At 37.5% G+C, this 17,643-nt stretch carries 20 protein-coding genes; 16 read left to right on the top strand and 4 right to left on the bottom strand.

The window, feature by feature from the left end; genetic code table 11:
* The 13 genes from AC3EA5_RS10230 to AC3EA5_RS10170 form a co-directional block, all read left to right on the top strand.
* Positions 1-700, top strand: a 700-nt coding sequence (locus AC3EA5_RS10230; RefSeq protein ID WP_488608245.1) for an ISL3 family transposase, incomplete at its 5' end; no start/stop codon positions are given.
* A 232-nt stretch (positions 701-932) separates the two neighbouring features.
* A complete protein-coding gene (locus tag AC3EA5_RS10225) occupies positions 933-1,169 on the top strand; it encodes a DUF1146 family protein (protein ID WP_394190279.1) in 237 nt (78 codons plus the stop codon).
* A 376-nt stretch (positions 1,170-1,545) separates the two neighbouring features.
* Positions 1,546-2,844, top strand: coding sequence for a UDP-N-acetylglucosamine 1-carboxyvinyltransferase (gene murA, locus AC3EA5_RS10220; RefSeq protein ID WP_488608244.1), 1,299 nt, complete (start codon positions 1,546-1,548; stop codon positions 2,842-2,844).
* A 430-nt stretch (positions 2,845-3,274) separates the two neighbouring features.
* The gene (gene spoIID, locus AC3EA5_RS10215) at positions 3,275-4,180 is read left to right on the top strand and encodes a stage II sporulation protein D (RefSeq protein WP_488608243.1); all 906 of its coding nucleotides are present in this window, start codon (positions 3,275-3,277) and stop codon (positions 4,178-4,180) included.
* 38 nt (positions 4,181-4,218) lie between these two features.
* The gene (locus AC3EA5_RS10210) at positions 4,219-4,884 is read left to right on the top strand and encodes a peptidoglycan DD-metalloendopeptidase family protein (RefSeq protein ID WP_394190273.1); all 666 of its coding nucleotides are present in this window, start codon (positions 4,219-4,221) and stop codon (positions 4,882-4,884) included.
* Positions 4,885-4,944: 60 nt separating this feature from the next.
* The gene (locus AC3EA5_RS10205) at positions 4,945-5,217 is read left to right on the top strand and encodes a sporulation transcriptional regulator SpoIIID (protein ID WP_394190271.1); all 273 of its coding nucleotides are present in this window, start codon (positions 4,945-4,947) and stop codon (positions 5,215-5,217) included.
* Between the two features lie 283 nt (positions 5,218-5,500).
* On the top strand, positions 5,501-6,496 hold the full coding sequence (gene mreB / locus AC3EA5_RS10200; RefSeq protein ID WP_488608242.1) for a rod shape-determining protein MreB: 996 nt from the start codon (positions 5,501-5,503) through the stop codon (positions 6,494-6,496).
* 71 nt (positions 6,497-6,567) lie between these two features.
* Positions 6,568-7,404 carry a flagellar hook-basal body protein gene (locus AC3EA5_RS10195; protein ID WP_488608241.1) on the top strand — a complete coding sequence of 279 codons (837 nt, stop codon included), beginning with the start codon at positions 6,568-6,570 and terminating at the stop codon, positions 7,402-7,404.
* Between the two features lie 27 nt (positions 7,405-7,431).
* Positions 7,432-8,271 (top strand): flagellar hook-basal body protein, encoded by an 840-nt coding sequence (locus tag AC3EA5_RS10190; protein ID WP_488608240.1) that lies wholly within the window; start codon positions 7,432-7,434, stop codon positions 8,269-8,271.
* 13 nt (positions 8,272-8,284) lie between these two features.
* Positions 8,285-8,575, top strand: a complete 291-nt coding sequence (locus AC3EA5_RS10185) for a DNA-directed RNA polymerase subunit beta (RefSeq protein ID WP_394190263.1) — start codon at positions 8,285-8,287, stop codon at positions 8,573-8,575.
* Positions 8,576-8,623: 48 nt separating this feature from the next.
* Positions 8,624-9,067, top strand: coding sequence for a 3-hydroxyacyl-ACP dehydratase FabZ (gene fabZ, locus AC3EA5_RS10180; RefSeq protein WP_488608239.1), 444 nt, complete (start codon positions 8,624-8,626; stop codon positions 9,065-9,067).
* Between the two features lie 94 nt (positions 9,068-9,161).
* Entirely contained in the window at positions 9,162-9,548 is a 387-nt protein-coding gene (locus AC3EA5_RS10175) for a hypothetical protein (RefSeq protein ID WP_488608238.1), read from the top strand.
* Between the two features lie 86 nt (positions 9,549-9,634).
* Positions 9,635-9,910, top strand: coding sequence for a hypothetical protein (locus AC3EA5_RS10170; protein ID WP_488608237.1), 276 nt, complete (start codon positions 9,635-9,637; stop codon positions 9,908-9,910).
* Positions 9,911-10,620: 710 nt separating this feature from the next.
* Here the strand turns inward: AC3EA5_RS10170 and AC3EA5_RS10165 are convergent.
* Positions 10,621-11,067, bottom strand: coding sequence for a YwpF family protein (locus tag AC3EA5_RS10165; RefSeq protein ID WP_394190253.1), 447 nt, complete (start codon positions 11,065-11,067; stop codon positions 10,621-10,623).
* Positions 11,068-11,332: 265 nt separating this feature from the next.
* Between AC3EA5_RS10165 and AC3EA5_RS10160 the strand changes: the two genes are divergently transcribed.
* Together AC3EA5_RS10160 and AC3EA5_RS10155 are read left to right on the top strand one after the other, a co-directional pair.
* Positions 11,333-11,749 (top strand): single-stranded DNA-binding protein, encoded by a 417-nt coding sequence (locus AC3EA5_RS10160; RefSeq protein WP_488608236.1) that lies wholly within the window; start codon positions 11,333-11,335, stop codon positions 11,747-11,749.
* A gap of 3 nt (positions 11,750-11,752) precedes the next feature.
* Positions 11,753-11,983: a hypothetical protein gene (locus AC3EA5_RS10155; protein ID WP_394190249.1), complete on the top strand. Its 231-nt coding sequence runs from the start codon at positions 11,753-11,755 to the stop codon at positions 11,981-11,983.
* Positions 11,984-12,038: 55 nt separating this feature from the next.
* Here AC3EA5_RS10155 and AC3EA5_RS10150 read toward each other — a convergent pair whose 3' ends face one another.
* The 3 genes from AC3EA5_RS10150 to AC3EA5_RS10140 all read right to left on the bottom strand — a co-directional run bounded on the left by AC3EA5_RS10150 (position 12,039) and on the right by AC3EA5_RS10140 (position 16,806).
* Positions 12,039-14,780, bottom strand: a complete 2,742-nt coding sequence (locus AC3EA5_RS10150; RefSeq protein ID WP_488608235.1) for a DEAD/DEAH box helicase — start codon at positions 14,778-14,780, stop codon at positions 12,039-12,041.
* Positions 14,777-16,333, bottom strand: coding sequence for a hypothetical protein (locus tag AC3EA5_RS10145; protein WP_488608247.1), 1,557 nt, complete (start codon positions 16,331-16,333; stop codon positions 14,777-14,779). The genes AC3EA5_RS10150 and AC3EA5_RS10145 overlap by 4 nt, the downstream gene beginning before the upstream one ends.
* A gap of 68 nt (positions 16,334-16,401) precedes the next feature.
* Positions 16,402-16,806, bottom strand: coding sequence for a helix-turn-helix domain-containing protein (locus tag AC3EA5_RS10140; protein ID WP_488608234.1), 405 nt, complete (start codon positions 16,804-16,806; stop codon positions 16,402-16,404).
* A gap of 282 nt (positions 16,807-17,088) precedes the next feature.
* On the opposite strand from AC3EA5_RS10140, the gene AC3EA5_RS10135 reads away from it, so the two are divergent.
* A complete protein-coding gene (locus tag AC3EA5_RS10135) occupies positions 17,089-17,349 on the top strand; it encodes a hypothetical protein (RefSeq protein ID WP_488608233.1) in 261 nt (86 codons plus the stop codon).
* The last annotated feature ends 294 nt before the right edge of the window (positions 17,350-17,643 follow it).

Raw genomic sequence — 17,643 nt, 5'->3', positions numbered from 1 at the left:
CACAAAAGAACCAATCGACATTTTACCAAATCGTTATAAGAAGACGATTAAACACTATCTCCAAAAGTACGGAGCCAAGGTTGAAGTTGTCATTATGGACATGAGTCCCGCATTTAAAGCCGCGGTAATCGCTGCACTTGGTAAACCTGTTATTGTCGCAGATCGATTTCATTTTGTGCGCTATATTTACTGGGCACTTGATGGAGTGCGTAGACGAATACAGGCTACCTGGAATGATTATGATCGTAAGAAGTGTAAAAAGATGCGATATGTATTCCATCGGAATTCTCAAAAATTAACCGATGAAGATCGCTGGTATTTAGATCGATATCTCTCCATGTCAGATGAGCTTAAGCAAGCGTATGAATTGAAAGAAAAGTTTAATGAGTGGTTTGTTCAGGCAAAAGAAAATGGCCCGGAGGAGATTCTCCAGACCAAAGAGCTTTTACAATCATTTTATCAACTCGTTACCCAAACCAATATTCCGGAATTTAACCGTGTCATTAAGACCCTACAGAATTGGCAAATCGAAATCTTAAATAGCTTTGCCTACAATCTCTCGAATGGCTTTCTGGAGGGAATTAATAATCTAACAAAAGTTATGAAAAGAAATGCATTTGGCTTCAGAAGCTTCATGCGATTCCGAGCAAAGATATTATTAACACACAAGTATAAAAAAATAGGATATCACGTTGGATGAGGTGAAGTGATTTTCACTCCACCCCAACATTTGACGGAGAACCTGATTTTTTTGATTCGACTATTTGTTTCAGTAGTAACATGAATGATCATGTGAACGCTTTGGTTCTCAAGAAGTACAAAGTGTGAAGTTTATGAATGTGGAAAATGAAAAATGGTAAGTCGTTCGGAAAAAGGGAGAAGATTTACTTAAAGTATTTCCTGTATATTTATGAATGAAAGTAGGGGTTTATATGTTTGAAGCAATGGGACAACAAGCAGTACTTGGTATCATATCTCATGTGTTTTTTATTGGTGTATCCTTTTACGCTTTACAAGCATTAATGATTGATAAATTCATTAAAAAGAATCATGTCTTTCAAGCTCAGCTACTATATATATTTTTGAGTATTTTGATTGGGACATCAGTCTCGAATTTCTTTTTAACGATATCGGGTTGGTCAAACCAATTACCTTATTTATTTCAATAAAGTTCTCTTCATGTCCAGGCATATGAAGAGAGTCGTATGTAAGGACATGAAGAAAACTTGTATTACCCGGGAAATAATTTGTCGAAATAGGTTTCGCATATGTATTGGTAGGGAACAGATTATTATAATGCATGCGCACATAGATAGATAGTTTTTTAGAATTGGGAATGTACCGACACAAACATCCTATGACTTACGTATCATATAAGGCAGGGAAATCGACAAAAAAAATTAAAAAAATAAGGGCATCGGTCCTTGTTAAAAAAATGAATTGCCTGTAACATTGGAAATGTTTTAATTCCTAATTAATGACATCATACAAGTTGAAAATTGAGAGAATAAATAGAAAATTACAAAGAAGTTGGAGGGTCAAACGGTGGATAAAATAGTTGTAAAAGGTGGACAAAAGTTAAAAGGTAAAGTGCGAGTAGAAGGTGCAAAAAATGCGGTGTTACCGGTTTTAGCTGCAGCATTACTTGCTTCAAAAGGGAAAAATATTATTCGTGACGTACCTAATTTAGCAGATGTTTATACAATTCATGAAGTTTTAAAAAGTTTGAATGCAGATGTTCAATACTTTCCAAAGCAAAACGAAGTGGTGATTGATTCATCAGCTACATTATCAAGTGAAGCACAATTCGAGTATGTTCGAAAAATGCGTGCATCAATCTTAGTTATGGGACCTTTATTAGCACGTAATGGTTTTGCACGAGTAGCACTTCCAGGTGGTTGTGCAATCGGTTCACGTCCAATTGATCAACATTTAAAAGGATTCGAAGCAATGGGTGCTGAAATCTCATTTGGACATGGTTATGTTGAAGCTAAATCTGAAGGTAGATTAAAAGGTGCTAAAATTTATCTGGATTTCCCAAGTGTTGGAGCGACAGAGAACATTTTAACAGCAGCTGCACTTGCAGAGGGTGTTACAATTCTTGAAAATGCAGCAAAAGAGCCAGAAATTGTCGATTTAGCGAACTTCATTAACGAAATGGGTGGTCGCGTAATTGGCGCAGGAACTGACACGATTCGCATTGAAGGTGTGGAAGCACTAGAAGGCGCAGTTCATCATATTATTCCTGACCGTATCGAAGCTGGTACTTTCATGGTAGCTGCAGCGATAACAAATGGTGACGTGATTATCGAGAATGCAGTTCCAGAACATATGGCAGCATTAATTTCTAAAATGGAAGAAATGGGTGTCAAGATTAATGAAGAAGAAGAGGGCTTACGAATTCGTTCTTCTGGTAAATTAACTTCGGTTGATATTAAGACAATGCCACATCCAGGTTTCCCAACAGACATGCAATCGCAAATGATGTCGTTGATGCTAACTGCTACGGGTACTGGTATCGTAACTGAAACTGTATTTGAAAACCGATTCATGCATGTAGAAGAATTCCGTCGCATGAACGGGAATGTTAAAATTGAAGGTCGTTCAGTGATCATGCAAGGTCCTTCAGATCTTCAAGGTGCAGAAGTTGCAGCAACGGACTTACGTGCAGCAGCAGCTCTTATTCTAGCTGGATTAGCTGCAGAAGGCGTTACTCGTGTTACTGAGCTATACCATTTAGATCGCGGTTATGTTAACTTCCATTTAAAATTACAAGCATTAGGTGCAGATATTGAACGTGTTAATACTGAATCAACAGATGAGAAAGTAATGCAAACCGTTTAATTCACTTATATTCATACTATTCCTAAAACCGTCTTCTTATTCTTATAAGAAGACGGTTTTTTTGTAGGGTTATAATAAATCGTTAAGTTAGTGTATTAAGCGTAAGACTGAAAGTTTCAGGTTGCCAATGAATATGGCGATATGTATCCGGAATTTGTCGTTACGACTTGATAATTTGGCGCAAACTCGAAAAAATTTGGCGTTCGGATAAAATCGGATGGTTCTTCTAATATAGAAGCTTGTTTCGATTAATTATTGTCGTGGAGATTGGGCGACATCTTGGAGATGCGAATTGAATGTCTGTGATCTTTAAATAATAGGAGGTTGTTGAAATCTCCCCTCAACAGAACATGTATACGAACCAAGTTCTTTTTCTAATATGCTCATGGAGATAGTCATAATTATCGCAAGTAGTGAATACAGTTCACATATGAGATATCTAGCCATTATTATAGCCTGCCTCTGTCTCTTTTTACTGCCACTGCAATTAATAAAGAAAAATCCCACTTCACCCGAACTACAAACAATTTCAACCAATGCTTGCCCAATTTTCATTCAAGTAGAAGGAATAACCGAACCCCTTGCGCTAGAAGATTATATTGTAGGTGTAGTCAGTGCTGAAATGCCTTCTTCATTCCATATAGAAGCGTTAAAAGCACAAGCGATTGCAGCGAGAACATTTGCTTTAAAAACGACTAACTATGGGGAAACCCCTATTAAACCAACTGTGTCTCATCAAGCGTTTATTCCAAAAGAAAAACAAGTGAATAACGAAAGGGTAATACAAGCTGTAAAAGAAACGGAATCACAAATTTTAAGCTATCAAAACCAGCTGATTACGGCTATGTTTTTTTCAACCAGTAATGGCGCAACAGAAAGTGCAGAAAATTATAGTGGGTTTGAAATCCCTTATCTAACTTCTACTGAAAGCATAGGGGATTCGATTTCTCCAAAATTTCAACAACAGCAAACATATACGCTGAGCGAATGGAACAAAGCTTTTGGTTTTGTATGGTCTGCAGAACAGCTTCAATCGATTGTCTTAGAAGAGAACGAATCAAAGCGAATTCAAACAATGAAAACCAACCAACATAAATGGACAGGTCGTGAAGTACGTGAAATTTTAAAATTACCATCCACTGATTTTGATATTTCAATAGATGAAGAGTTAATTACCGTAACAACAAAAGGATATGGTCATGGAGTTGGGATGAGTCAATATGGTGCAAACGCTATGGCTAATGAAGGAAAAAAGGCTGAGGACATACTCTTTCACTACTATCAAGATACAGAAATAAAAAATTTCCAAACTTTGCATTCAGCATGTTTAAAATAAGTTACCTCTGACAACACTAGCAATTAGAGGTGATGAACATGCGAGAGGAAAAATCTAATAATCCTTCTCTACCGAAAAAGAATAAAAAACAAGGTTGGCTTTGGCCGGCAATATACGTAGGGTTCTCATTGTTATTCGTTGGGATGATTTGGGGCTATAATGCGTATGTGAACACTGATGATGAAGTGGCTGGAGATTGGCCAAGAACTGAGGGTGTCGACGGATCAGATGAAACGGATCTAGCGGTAAATGCTCAAAATGAAACAGTTAAGTTTCCATTTGATGAAGATTTATTAGATCAAATGACCGTAATACAAGATTTCTATGATGTGACAGCGGACGAAGAAACACGTGAAAACTCATTACTCGTGTTTAATCAAACGTATGCTACAAACAGTGGACTATCCATTTCAATGGATGGACAACCTTTTGAGGTTTTAGCGGCACTGTCTGGAACGGTTGAAGAGGTGAATCTTGATCCGTTTACAGGTGATGAAGTTGTTCTTAAGCATGAAAATGGGTTAATAACTAAATATCGTTCATTAAGTGGGATCCTTGTGAAAAAAGGCGATGTAGTAAAACAAGGCCAAGTAATGGCAACGACAATTGAAAATGATTGGAACCCAACTGCAGGAATCCATTTACAATTTGAAGTTCTTGAAAATGGGGAAGCTGTAAATCCTAGAGACTATTTAGCGTTCTAATCACGGAGAAATAGGCATATGGTGTAGAAATAGTTCGTACAGGAAAGAAAGGATGCGGTCGTGCACGAACAAATTCGAAACCGCTGCCTGCGACTCGGTGAAATGGTGTTAGAAACAGGATTAACTGTTCGGGCAGTTGCAAAAAGTACCGGCTATTCCAAAAGTACGGTGCACAAAGATTTAACCGAACGACTTCGACTGGTCAATGAAAGTCTAGCAAATGAAGTAAGTGAAATTCTCGCCTACCATAAGTCAATCCGACATATTAGAGGTGGAGAAGCAACAAAACAAATGTGGAAGCAAAAAGAAGAAACCGCAACAGAAATGCCATGACGGAATATACGTCATGGCATTTTTATGTGGAAAGTATGAATGTATGATTCGTATAGATTTGTTGGAATCATTAAGATTCTATATATCTATTCAAATATGAGGAAATGATTTAAGGAGTAGAAACCTTATGCTACCGGTTTTGCAGTTCATTTAGGGTGTAAGAAATCTAATAATACTGGGAAAAAGGATGTATTTAATTGAGTATTATGATAAAATAATCAGTTAGTAGCGTAAAAAAGAGATTATACATATAAAGGGAAATTGGGAAGGAGAAACATGGTTCATGTTTGCTAAAGATATTGGGATTGACCTAGGAACGGCAAATGTACTTATCTATGTAAAAGGAAAAGGGATTGTCTTAAACGAACCCTCTGTAGTAGCGATTGATAAGAAAACGAAACGTGTATTAGCAGTAGGAAATGAAGCGAAACAAATGGTCGGTCGTACACCGGGGAATATTGTTGCAATTCGTCCATTAAAAGACGGAGTGATTGCTGATTTTGATATTACAGAAGCAATGCTTAAATATTTTATTAATAAATTAAATGTTCGAGGTTTCCTTTCAAAGCCACGTATTTTGATTTGTTGTCCAACGAACATTACAAGTGTAGAACAAAAAGCCATTCGTGAAGCCGCTGAAAAATCAGGTGGTAAAAAAGTGTACTTAGAAGAAGAGCCAAAGGTAGCAGCGATTGGTGCTGGGATGGATATTTTCCAACCTACCGGTAATATGGTTGTTGATATTGGCGGGGGAACAACGGATATCGCTGTTCTTTCAATGGGTGACATCGTAACATCTGAATCGATTAAAGTTGCCGGTGATGTTTTTGATAATGATATTTTACAATATATTAAAAAAGAATATAAACTCTTGATTGGTGAACGTACCTCTGAAGATATTAAGATAAAAGTTGGAACTGTGTTTGCAGGAAGTCGTCATGAAGAATTAGAAATTCGTGGACGTGATATGATTACGGGTCTTCCACGTACCATTACCATTCATTCAGAAGAAATTGAAAAGGCATTGAAAGAATCCATTTCAATGATTGTTCAAGCGGCAAAAAATGTTTTAGAAAAAACGCCTCCTGAATTATCAGCAGACATCATCGACCGCGGTGTTATTTTGACTGGCGGTGGAGCATTAATGCACGGAATTGATTTGCTTCTTGCTGAAGAACTGAAAGTGCCAATCTTCCTATCAGAACATCCTATGGACTGTGTGGCGATTGGAACCGGGATTATGTTAGACAATATCGGAAAAGCTTCAAGTCGACTATGACCAACTGCCCTTGTTTGACATAAGAATTTATTAGTATAATTAACATAACTAACTCGAAAGTGGTGACGATTTTGTTCCGAGGATTTTATACTGTGGCGTCTGGCATGATTGCTCAACAACGCCGAACTGAATTATTAACAAATAATATGGCAAATGCCAATACGCCTGGTTATAAAGCGGACCAATCTGTCATCCGTTCGTTTCCGGATATGTTAATGTCTCGATTAGGAAATACGCAAATTCCAACCGACGATCCACTTCAATTAAAAACGATGAATCGTGTGGGAGCCATTAACGCAGGAGTTTACATGCAAGAAACTCTTCCTTTATTTACCCAAGGTCAGATAAATGAAACTGAGTTAACAACAGATGTTGCACTAATCGATGGAAATGTGCCAACGAATCCCGCTACAGGGAAACCCGGAGCATTTTTATTTCGCTTAGAAAACCAAGGACAAGGTGAATCGTATACTCGAAATGGGAATTTCACATTAGATGGTCAAGGATTTTTAGTGAATCCTCAAGGACTGTATGTTCTTTCCGATGAAGGTACACGTATTCAACTTCAAAATGATGATTTTTCGGTTGAAGCGGATGGACGTATTTTAGTAGATGACGCAGAAGTTAATAGAATTGGCATTTCATTTGCAGAAAATCCTCAGGCCTTACTTAAAGAGGATAATGGATTATTTAGAACAGCAGATGAAACTAATTTACCTTCTGCTTATACAACACCAGAAGCAACCTTCTCTATGCAACAAGGATTTTTGGAAGGATCCAATGTGGATTCTGCACGCACAATGACGGATATGCTAACTGCTTATCGTGCATTTGAAGCAAACCAAAAAGTTCTTCAAGCGTATGATCGCAGTATGGAAAAAGCAGTGAACGAAATTGGACGCGTTTAAAACCTATAGAAAAGGAGGCAACTACTGATGCTTCGAACGATGATTACTTCTACTAATACAATGTCTCAATTGCAACAGCAGTTAGATACAATCGGGAATAACTTATCCAACTCAGCAACTACTGGTTACAAAGCGCGCGATGTGAAATTCCATGAATTATTGTATCAGCAATTCAATAATGACAAATTGGATCGTGCTCCTCGTCAATCACCTACAGGTATTCGATATGGCGTAGGTGCAGTACTTGGACAAGCTGAAATGAATTGGAAGCAAGGTACACTTCAACCAACAGGCCGTGAATTAGACTTTGCTTTTTCAGAACCAAAACAATATTTTAATATTTTAATGCCAGACGAAGCGAATGGTACAAAAACAGTCTATACAAGACAAGGTGCTTTCTATATGTCACCTATGGAAAACGGCCAACTCATGCTTGTTAATGGTGAAGGTTATCCAGTTGCTGACTCAGAAGGTGCACCGATTGTATTAGAAGAAAATGCATCAAAATTCACAATTTCTGATGGTGGTAATCTAACAGTCAGTTATCCAAACGGCACAACTACGCAAACACAGTTGGCTGTATCCGTCTTACAAAAACCTCAATTCATGGAAAACTTATCGGCTGCTTATCTTGGCTTACCTACAAATTTAGATGAGTTGGGTGTTACAGAGCAAGATATCTTAACAAATTTACAAGGGGCAGATCGTGCTGAAATAGCGATGCAAAATAGAACGCTTGAAGCATCGAATGTCAACATGTCCAAAGAGTTTACAGAATTAATAAGTACGCAACGCTCTTACCAATTTAATGCTCGTGCAGTGACCATGGCAGATCAAATGCTTGGACTCATAAACGGGATTCGATAAGGAGAACTAACGAATGACGGATGAAGTAAAGGACGAACAAAAGGTTCAGCATACATCAAACGCGTCTAAGCGAAAACAGCATCAAGCTGCTAAAGCGGAGTCGGGCGAGATCAACAAAACATGGTGGGTTCAAATTCGTCTCTTTCCGATTTGGCTACGCATTCTTCTCGTATTGGCTCTGCTTTCTGGTGCTATTGCGGCCGGCTTGATGATTGGCTACGGCTATATTGGTGACGGTGAACCAAAGAACGCCCTTAAATGGGAAACATGGCAACACATTCTAGATATCATGAAAGGCAAGTGAAAATAGCTTGCACATGCTGGATGAAATAAAAATCGTGGGGGAATAACAATGTTATCAGCTGAACAAATCCAAGCGATTTTACCACATCGCTATCCCTTTTTACTTGTTGATCGCATCATCGAAATCGAGGATGGGAAACGTGCTGTTGGAATAAAGAATGTATCGATTAATGAAAATTACTTTAATGGTCATTTTCCGGGATACCCAGTAATGCCTGGTGTATTAATCGTTGAAGCTCTTGCCCAAGTAGGTGGAGTTGCTTTATTAAATAAAGAAGAAAACAAAGGCAGATTAGCATTTTTAACAGGAATTGATAATTGCCGCTTTAAACGCCAAGTTGTTCCAGGTGACCAACTTCGTTTAGAAGTTGAATTTGTAAAGCTTCGTGGAGCAATGGGTAAAGGACATGCCATCGCAACTGTAGATGGAGAAATCGCTTGCGAAACTGATATTTTATTCGCACTTGGACCTGTTGTCCAAGCAGAAAAATAAAAATACATATAATTATGAGTTGTTTAATGCTGGCTGTCTGCGGGAATACTAACAACAGACGGTGTAGCCTTTCATCGTAGGAGGTTAACGCTTCATGTATAAAGAATTATCAGCTGGAGTAAAGAGTAGTATCACTCGTTCCATCACATCGGTTTTTGAAAATTATATGGCATCCATCGCATGGGATGAAAATCGATTCCAAATGGAAGATTTCATTCATGCATGGCGTACGTATATTAATGAGTCTGCAACATGGACAGATAAAGTATCAGATGAAGTCAAACAAAGTCCTGCATTTCACGAGGAAGTTGCTAAGAAAATGAATCAAGTCATCGACAAAATTTTGAATGAGCCACCGTCTGAACAACAAATTGCAAACATCGAAATGATGCAAGAAGAAATGAACACTCACTATGATTATGCGTGTAAAGCAGAAGCGGCATACGTCGAATCACTTTTAAAACAAAAACAAAACGCATAATCGGATAGTTCCTTCCTTTCCCGGGCAACCTACCATGAATCACACACTGTGTGGTGAATGAACCGGAGAAAGGAGGGAATTTTTTTATGTGGAAAAAAGCATCAATCCTTTTCGGAATGAGTGCACTCATGCTTGTAGGTTGTAATAACGACTTACCCGAAACAAATGAAACCCCAATGGAAGACATGACAGAAGAGCGAGAAATGGTCCCTGAAGATAATAATGGAACCGACGTAAATCCAGAAAATAACGATACAAATCAGAATGAAGACAAAGACATGATGCAAGATCAAAACACAGAAGAAGAGGAAATTCTTGAAGATGACTTAGATGCGCGTGATGCAGACGATAAAGATCAGTAATGGATAGTAATTGAGCGATGCCACTGAATTAATTTCAGTGGCATTTTTTGATTAATCGGAGGTTAAATCGTGTTTCTGTTGGTGAGCATTTGCTCAGTTAGAATTATAGCGATCTTGGTTAGAAAATTTGGGGTCTCAGTTAGAATAATGATCATCTCAGTTAGAAAAATAGCAATCTCAGTTGTAATTGTCATTGTTAAGTAAGATTATTGCATTTAGCAAAGGACGCTATGCACAGCGTGCATTCCTATTTAAGCAGTCATGATATCAGTTGACGAGCAAATGAGCTGTATGGACCTGCTAGCTAGCGCTGCTCAAGAGTTTTACGTGGTGAGTGAGTGGCTCAGTTAGAACTTTTGGGTTTTTGGTTAGAAAACTGGATATTTCATTTAGAAATATAGCCATCTCAGTTGTAATTGTTCAGAATAAATCCGAGTACATAGCTTTTACCAACAAAAAACGACTGCCAGGCATAGCTGGCAGTCCATATCAAGATTTTGAATGGCCCCGCTCGCTAAAGCTTTTCGCGGGTTTTTCTGTTGGTGAGCAGTCGCTCAGTTAGAATTTCAGCGATTTTGGTTAGAAGTTTGGGGTTCACAGTTAGAATAACGACCATCTCAGTTAACGACCATCTCAGTGAGAAAAACAGCCATCTCAGTTGTAATTTCCACGTATTAGAATCAAAAAAGGGCATAAGACCATGTAGAGTGTTATGCCTTTTGCTGGTTAGCTAAATCTTTTTTTAGTTGTGGTCGAGAGCGCATATCTGCTTCGAAGCGGGACACAAGTTCATCTCCGGATAATCCGTCTGAAATGAGTTCACTTAGTAATTGTTCTGCATATTTGCGTCTTACTACTTTTAATGTGCCTTTTAATAATACGGAAACATAGTCACCGATTTTTTTAATCGAATAAACTACGACTTCGAAGGTAGCAGGTTCATTTTCTGGATATGAAATAACGACTTTTACATCAATTACTTCTTTTGACTCTTCAAATTGTTCAAAAAAAGTACTGTCGTTCTTATCAATATACATCTCTAAAATCCACGCTCGATGGCTGTTTTCTTGGTTAATAATAATGCCATCCACTAGTGGAATCGGAAGAATTTCATCGTTATGAACCACTGTCATAGACAACATTTTAAACGTTTTCACCAAATATCACAGCCTTTCATGAAGTGTTAAGTATGTTTATTATATCACAAGATTAAAAAACTTGAGGAATTGGGTAACTTCGTCATTTCAAAAAAGCACTAAACCTTACTGTCACATGCGAATATCCAATAAAACCTTTTTTTAGCATAGTTGAAAATGGAATTATTAGAGGCGTAAAACTAGGCAAAACAAATTTTTGCCTAGTTGCACACAATTTAAGGTTGTCGATAAGATACGAAATATAGCGAAGGAGGGAGGTGAATAAGTGAATCAAATAGGGATGATTGGCAGAATTACGAAGGATCCGGTTTTAAGACAGTTGTTAGAAGGACGTGTTCAAGCAAGTTTTGTTTTAGCTGTTACGAGGACTTTTAAGAACCAGAAAGGTGAAGATGCCGATTTTGTTTTGTGTACAGTTTGGGGTAAACTGGCTGAAAACACCGTTAAGTATTGTGGGAAAGGATCTTTGATTGGAGTCAGTGGGCGAATACAATCAAGATCTTATCAAAAAGAAGACGGGAGTCGAGTATTTGTTACGGAAGTTGTTGGTGAAGAAGTTCAGTTCCTAGCCACAAAACCAAAAGTAGAAAACAAACACGATGCGACATCAGTACCAGAGATAGAACTTCCAAATGATTTTGTTTTCACAGAAGAAGAACAACGTGAGTTACCAATAACTTAATGCATGAAAACCGCGGTAGACCGCACCGCTGGTTATTTTGAAAATCAATTGCACGATACTTCTATACAAGAAGAAAGGAATTCATCCAATATGAAAGGTTCTCCTGAACATCTCATTCGAATGGAATTACATATGACACAAATGATTCGTATCATAGCGAATTTGAATGAGCGCATTCAAGTTCTTGAAAGACAACTTCAAGAACCCTTAATAACGATTCCGAGAGAAAGATAGTACCAAAATCGAGAGAAAACCGGCCGATAGAAGCACGGCCGGTTTCAATTTTAAACTATCCAAATGTTAATAAATCACGTAAATCGTTGTCATCAAGTTCTGTAATCCATTGACTTGATTGAATTAGATCTTCAGACAATGCTTGTTTATCACTTAATAATTTATCGATTTTTTCTTCAATTGTTCCTATCGTTACGAACTTATGAACATGGACAAATTTAGTTTGTCCAATACGATAAGCGCGATCAGTTGCTTGATTTTCAACAGCTGGATTCCACCATCGATCGGCGTGTAGGACATGATTTGCAGCAGTTAAATTTAAACCAGTACCTCCTGCTTTTAATGACAGTAGGAAGACGGGGAATTCTTTTTCTTGGAATGCTTCAACTAAGTTATCACGTTGTTGCTTTGGCATACTTCCACTTAAGAATGGAGTTTCAATGTCATACAGCTCAGATAGACAATGTTGGAGTAAATGACCCATTCCAATATATTGTGTAAAAATTAGGCATTGCTCACCGCGTGCTGCGATTTCAGCCGCAAGCGTAACAATTCTAGCTAATTTTTCAGATCGCTCCATCATATCCTCGGCTGGCCCAAATCCCTCTTTCAAATACAAAGCTGGGTGATTGCACAATTGCTTCAGCTTGCTTAACATCTTTAAAATAAGTCCTTTTTTCTCGAATCCTGTCAGAGTTTCGAGTTTAAACAACGTTTCCTGTATTAAGCTTTCATATAAAGCAGCTTGTTCTGTCGTTAATGGACAATACTCTCTTTGCTCTTGTTTGTTTGGTAAATTTAATAACAAATCTGGATCTTGTTTCGTTCGACGCATTAAAAATGGTCGAATTTTCGCACGTAACTTTCGTTTATGCTCTTCTGATTCATCTCGTTCAATTGGGGCAATAAACCCTTCTTGGAACTTACGGAAATTCCCTAAATAACCTTTATAAATGAAGTCGAAAATAGCCCAAAGCTCTGACAATCGATTTTCAACTGGTGTCCCCGTAAGTGCTAAGTGATGAGCACCTTTTAATTTGCGAATCGCCCGAGATTGCTTCGTGTGCATATTTTTGATGTTTTGTGCTTCATCTAATGTCACGCTTGCCCAAGTTACTTCGCTTAATGATTCAGCATCTTGTGAAGCAGTTCCGTAAGTGGTTAAAACGACATCTGGCTTAATTTGTGCTAGCTCCGATGCAAAGGATTCATCCTTTGAACGAAGTTGACCATAATGCACATGCACACGTAAATCAGGTGCAAACCGTGCCAATTCTTTTTGCCAATTTCCAAGAACAGAAGTTGGACAAATAATAAAAGAAGGTTCCTGGACGGATTGTGTGCGGTGTATATGCAACAAATAAGCGATGAGCTGTACAGTTTTACCTAATCCCATATCATCCGCTAAACACACACCAAATCCTTGTTCACGCATAAAGACAAGCCAGTCAAATCCTTGTTGCTGATAAGGTCGTAAATCAGTTAATAAAAGAGGAGAGACCGTTGTAGTTGGCAGTCCTTTTTTATCCTGTAATTGCTCTAAGTATCTTTGAAGAGATTGAGTTAATTCAAATTGAAATAACGGGTCTTCATCTTCTTCTAAATCATCCGGATTTAACGTTAGTTCCTCAGGTAATTCTCGGAACAGTAATTCCTTAACAGTCCAGTTTTCAGAGTCCGTTTGATCCATTAAGGCTCTAATTTCATGCATCCATGTTGAATCAATTCTGAACCATTCATTTCCTGCGCGAATAAATTCGCGATTTTCATCAACCATCTGTTTAAACTGATCTTCTGATATCTTTTGGCCATTTAAAGAGAAATGCCAGTCAAATGTCAGGATTTCATTTAAACCTGCAGTGGTTTTAAATGAAGTTGTATTAGCATTTGACTTAACTCGAAGTTTTGACTCTTTAACAGCTTTCAACCATGAAGGTAAAATCACGTCAAAACCTAATGCTTGTAATCGAGCAGCATCATCCCTTAAAAATGCACGAACATCTAAGTCTGATAAAGTTTTCGAAAGAAACTTGTTTGGATCAGCTTCTATATTTAACAAATCAATCATTTGTTCCTGAGTTGTTTGAATGAAAGTTCCAAACTCTCTCCATTTATCAGGTAAGGCGTCTGCTATATCTGCCTGTTTTTTTCTAAATGGCGGAGTCCAATGAACAGAGCTTTTCTTACCACGGACAACAGTCTCTAACTGCCAGTCTTCTGAAAGTGATTCAGGTTCACTCAATCGAATAGCTACTACAACATCTGATTGTTGGTTTTTCGATTTAATTGGCCAGCCACCTTGTTTAAAGAAGGGCAACAGGCTTGGAATATCCGTCATTGTTAATCCAGCACCATAAAGCTTTTGTTGAATAGCACGTGATAACACAAATTGACCTGATTCTGATAACTCAGGGTAATCAATGACTAATCGATTCTCATCCAAAGTAATTGAATCCCACAAGTTTTCGTCATTCCATGCACTAGCTGTATTCTCAAGTGAAGCTAATAGTTCTTGATCAGTCGGTGAATGACCATTAACTTGGACAAATGGGTGCTTTGTATCACTTGAAAACATTTCAATCATATCGAGAGCAGTAAAATGAGCTGCTTCATCATGATGTAATCCATAAAAGGAAGCTTCATGTCGAAATGTTAAAAATGGAACCCATTGCTCCACAAATAAGCGCATCCCCTCATCGTTGTATGCATGGAGAGTAAAAGTGCCTTCGTCACTCGTTTCAATCGAGATATGCAGTTGTTTTAAGAATGGTGATACACGAGAAGGATTGTTTGTCATAATGATAAGTTTCCTTTCTGTATCTCTTCTTGTAGTGCGCGTAAACGCTTATATTTTGATTGAATTTCCTGTACATAGGAATTCCAATAATCTACTTTTCCACTTTTCTTCGCAGCCGCTTTCATCTTCTTCCATATGCGCACTGCTTGTTTATAGCTATGACGATTTCTTTCACGCACTTCTTTAATGGCTAATACATGGTAAAGAGGTAATGTACTTTCAGGCGATTCTTGAATGACCGTTTTCATTCCACACGATTCTGCATAATCCAGCGTCGAGGAGAATCGATGGTGTAAAGCAACCCAATCATCAAAACGTTGTTGATCAATTAAGAAATCAGAATATGCACGCAACCCAAAGGAACCGAATTGCCAAAACAATTCTTCTCGCTGATCGTCAGGCATTTCAATTTGCTTATATAAACCATATAACTGAGAAATGATCTGTGATCGATTCCAAGGTGAAAAACTCGAATTAACAAATTCGTGTATAAAAGGACGAATTGCTGTTAACAAAATTTGCAATGAATCTTGATCGTTCAAAGACTCTGCAAGTTTTGCTACATAGATCCATTCGACTAACTGTGAAGAGTTAATGTCTTCTACAAGAGTCTCGAGTGAATCCTTTTTTTGTAGAAGAACATAGAAGAGAGCTAAATAGAGAGAAGAATCACTTCGATTCGTTTCGAAAAAGGCCATTTCTTTTTCACGCATTTTCTTCTCAGTAAATAGATGTTCCCAAAATAAGCGCACTAACTGAAATCTTAAAGCGAAAAGTCCATTCGTATTTTGTGCTATTTCTCGAATTTGCTTTGCTAGCGAGTCGTAAAAAGGATCAGCTGCAAATAATCGCGGTTTATTGGCAAGAGATTGCATTTCATGTTGAATGTTTTCGATCTCTGATTGGATGGTAGTTCTTAAATGGAACAATTCATTTTCTTCGATTTGGGTAAGGAGAATTCGTAAAAGTACTGTACTAGTGAAGAGGCGGTATAAGGGCTGCCATTCCCGTTCAAAAGGTGTGAATTTTTTAATTCGCTGTTGAATGTTTTGAATGGAATAGTCTATACGATATCGTTCTTTCCAATTAGCATCTGCAGAGACTGCGTGAAAAGTAGCTTCAACAACCGTCTTCCAGCTTTCAGGTGTCCGTTCATTAGCTAATAAGGATAATTGTTCGGTTTTCTTAAGACGCCATTGCTGTAGCCAATCGGATAAAGATGACTTTTGTTGGTACAAACTAAATATAACTGCTAAGCGATGTCTGCAAAACTCATCAGCAGGACAAGAACAAAATGATGCTTCTTCGGTAATTAAGAGACGAACCTGTACAGGAACGACATCTTGGACAACTCCGTCAATTCGATGATTATAAGGGTCGTAATTGGTAACTTTAATAGCCCCATTGCGAACAATAAAGGCGGCACGTCGGACAAGCTCCTCATCTTCCGAATGAGAAGGATGCAATGTATCATATATTGTCGCCATCCATCGCTCTAATTGCGATTGATAACGCACAGTTAAATTAAATAAGGATTGCGTCAAAGATAACATCTCCAAAAAAAAACTTTCCTTTCATTATACGGGTAAAATGGTGCATCCGTAAATGAATGAGGAAAGAATTAGCGTTGAAATGCAATAAATGATTTCAACATTTGAATAAAAGGCTCTTGTTTATCGGCCGGTAGTTCATTAAATACATGGAAATATTGAAAGTAAATTGGATTAGCTTTATACAATTCCAAAATATGATCAGTAGAAAATTCATCGTAATCATCTGATTTTTCCTTAGCAATAGGAAGGTTTCTGATCGTCAATTCTTCAGGATGGAGAAGTGCATTGACAAAAACATCTTTTGGAATCCCGTAAATCTTACACATTTGCACGAACATTTTAATTGAAATTTGTGCATTGTTATTCTCGTATTTTGATAATGCAGAAGGCGTAATACTTAACTCCTTAGCTGCCTCAATCTGACTCATTCCAGACATGTCTCTGTACTGAGCAATTAGTTGATAAATTTCCATTTCATCTCCACCTTTTAACACAAACCATACAAAAAACAATGGCTTAAAAAAGCGAAAATGAAGAAATGGAAATTCCGATTTCTACAATGGAAATTCTATTTCGGAAATAAAGGAATTTTGATATGATTGAATATAACAAATATTCTAATATTTGTTATTAATTGATTTATAACTTATGCCTCGGAAAGGTTGATTGTATGCCCACGCTATGAAGTGCAATTACCGGGATTAGAAAAGAGTTCAAAAAGAAATCAATTTGGTCGACAGGAGTTCCTCGTTTATGTGACTCCAAAAGGGAAAAGGAAGTCGACAATTGTTCAGTGTAAGGGGAATGGAAAAGCAATCATACATATGATGAACTTCGATTGTTGTACCATAATGAATTTAGAAATTGATTTCACAAATAGTATTTGTTCTTTTGAAAGTAATTCAAAATTAGATGATCAAATTCCTGCATTATTAAAAAATATTTTAACCGGATTTTTAATTCAATATCATACCCAGTCAATTGCATTTTTCACATGTGGAAGACCGGAAAAATAATTCATCCACACTTCGGTCTATTGAAGGTAGATCTGACTGTAACCAAGCGCTTAATAAGTAGCTTGGTTACAGTTTTTTTATTATTGATATTGAAAAAGGTCATGTTGACCTCTAGAACCTACTTAATAAATCAAGTTGAGAGAAATGATTGTTTTTCTTAACTTGTTTTTATTTTGTAGTTTTTCTTCGGAAAACACCTTAAAGCGACATCCATTAAAATGGTCCGTATTCATAACTTGTCATATGATTCATAGATTATAAGGGGGTGAGGTATAAAGAAATTGATAGTCTCAA

The organism is Paenisporosarcina sp., from assembly GCF_057785155.1.
Note: the sequence above shows the minus strand (reverse complement) of the source record. Positions and strands in the feature narration are given on the sequence as shown.